At 76.0% G+C, this 2,540-nt stretch carries 1 protein-coding gene; it reads left to right on the top strand.

The features are described 5' to 3' along the window. Nucleotides 1–2,540 (top strand): toxin glutamine deamidase domain-containing protein (locus JS521_RS21230; RefSeq protein WP_205084533.1); only part of this gene is annotated, 2,540 nt, incomplete at both ends.

Below are 2,540 nucleotides of genomic sequence, written 5' to 3'. Positions count from 1 at the left end.
CCCCACCGCGCTCCGCCCCGCTCAGCCGCCCCCGGCTGACGGTGACGGCCCGGCGGATCGCGGGCCCCGCGCCGCGCCGCGGCCTCACCGAGCGGCGGTGCCTGGTCCTGCTGGGCGCGCTCCGCGACGCCCTGTACCCGGGCGGCGTACGTCCTGCGGCCACGGTCGACGACGCGGTGCTCGGCACCGCGACCCCGGCCTCCGCCCTGGTCCCGGGGCCGGGCTGGAGCCCCGTGGGCTCGTGGGAGGCGGTGGCCCGGACCGTCGCCGCCCAGGGGCCGGGCGCGGCGGCGTTCGTCCTGGCACGGCGTCAGGGGGAGGCGCTGGGCCACGCGTGGGCCGCCTACCACCTCGGCGGTTTCGACGGCGTGATGTGGCTGGACCTCTCGGCCCGGGACGGCCGTCAGCTCTCCTCCGCGCCGCCCCCGGTCGCGGCGTCCGAGGCGCGGGCCCTGGTCGTCGGCCCGGCGGGCCGGGCCGTCGAGGGCGCCCTGCCCGCCTTCGCCGCGTCGTCCTCCACCCCGCACTCCCTGCTGGACGCGGCGACCGGCCGCGCCTACGGAGCCATCGGCCTGGAGATCGAACGGCGGCTGGTCTTCGTGATCAGCGGCCTCGGCGACGTCCCGGCCAAGCAGGTCCTGGCCACCGCTCCCGGCTTCAGCATCGTCACGGACCACGCGAGCGTCGCGCGGACGGCCGACGGCCGCCTGCACCTGACCCTTCCGCCCATGGTTCCGGGCGACCCGAAGCCCCAGCGGTTCGGCTACCTCATCGGAGAGATCGTCGTCGAGCCGATGGCGGTGCTCCCGGGCGAGCGGCGGCAGTCCCCCGAGGAGACGCTGGAGCGGCTCGCCCGGGTGGAACGGGCCCTGGACGGCCGCGACCAGCCGGGCGCGGCCCCGCAGACCGCCCTCGCGGACCTGCTGCCCGCCGAGGACGGCTGGACGGTCACCGAACTGGGCGGCAGGACCCTGGTCGGCCAGACCCCGGTCCGGACGAACCGCGCCTACGTGCAGCCCACCACCGGCTTCCCCGCCCTGGGGCTGAGCCTGCTCCAGGACCGGGCGGTGGACCGGCTTCCCAAGGGCGCGATCGGGGCGGTGGAGGCGTCGGGCCGAGAATTCGCGATGAAGGCCACCGCGGAGTTCGTCCGCGCCGTCACCGGGCGGACCGACGTGCCCGACGTGGTCGTCCCCTTCCTCGCCCCGGTCCCGGACGTCGACGATCTGTGGGGCTACCTCCGCTTCGCCTACGCCCACGCCGTCGCCCGGCCGACCGGCGTCATCCTCAACCAGGGCCCCGCCGCGTTCATGGTGAAGAACGGCCTGGCGGTGGCGTCCCGTCCGGCCCTGGACCGGGTCCTGCGGGCGCTACGGCCCCGGGCCAGGGGCTTCCTCGACCGGCACCACGACACCATCAGCGCGGGACTCGCCGCCACCCTGGGACGGCTGCTGGACCTCTACCGCCGCACCATCACCCCGGACAAGCCCCTCTTCCCGGGCTACTTCGACGCCACGATCGGCGACGTCCCCTCCGCGCGCGAGCACACGACCGCCGCGCTGACCGGCCGCACCTCCGACGGCAGGCCCGTCACGCAGAAGCAGACGGTCGACATGGACGACCACCGGTATCCGACCCTGGACACCGACGGCGGCCGCCTCGACATCCCGCTGGTCCTCACGGAGCTCCGCCACTTCGCCTACGACGGCGAGCAGTTGATGACGCCGGAGCAGATCCGGCAGGCCGTGGCCGAGCTGGCGGAGCTGAGCCGGGAGGCCTACCGCCGGGCCCTCGCGCAGCGCGCCCCGCTGCCCGACGACGTCCTGACCGAGTCCCTGAACCGCATCCTGGACAACGAGGCCGTCCGGGGCCTCACCCACTTCGTGCAGATGGTCCTGATGGCCGGCTTGCCCCAGCCGTCGGGGTCCCCCCGCCGCCTGATGCCGGTGGGCGAGAGCCAGCTGATCTCCCGCGCCCTCGGCGAGTACGCGCTCGGCACCCCGCTGCCCGTCGACCACCCCCTGCATCGGTCCCTGCGCGCGGCGGTCCAGGAGGCGGCCGACTCCGTCGACACGCTTCCCCCGGGCCACCGGCCCCGGCTCCAGGCCATGGTCACCGCCGCACAGGGCGCCCTGGAGGTCCTCGCCGACCCGGAGCGGACACCGCCGCCGCTTCCGTGGGCGTCCGAACTGGTCGCGGCGGACGGCTCCCGCGTCCTCATCGACCGGATCCTCGCGGTCAGGCACCACGCCGCCGACGGCACCCCGCTGGGCACCTCCTCCCGCCCCGACCAGGACTGGCAGGACGCCCGCCGGCAGACGTACGGCCTACTGCCCGAGGTGGTCGGTTTCACCTACGTGCGCCCCGGCCCGGTGACCCTGGAGAGCCCGGTCCAGAACCTGCCGTTCCACGACGCGTACCTGGTCGGGCTGCGCGGCGGCCCCCCCCCCCCCCCCCGGGGGGGGGGGCCCCCCCCCCCCCCCCGGCTTAGGCAAACCAGGAGAGTGGGGGTGACCGTGAGGGTAAACAGCGCCGAGGAC

Source organism: Streptomyces durocortorensis (genome assembly GCF_016901035.1).
Taxonomy (GTDB): Bacteria; Actinomycetota; Actinomycetes; order Streptomycetales; family Streptomycetaceae; genus Streptomyces; species Streptomyces durocortorensis.
Note: the sequence above shows the minus strand (reverse complement) of the source record. Positions and strands in the feature narration are given on the sequence as shown.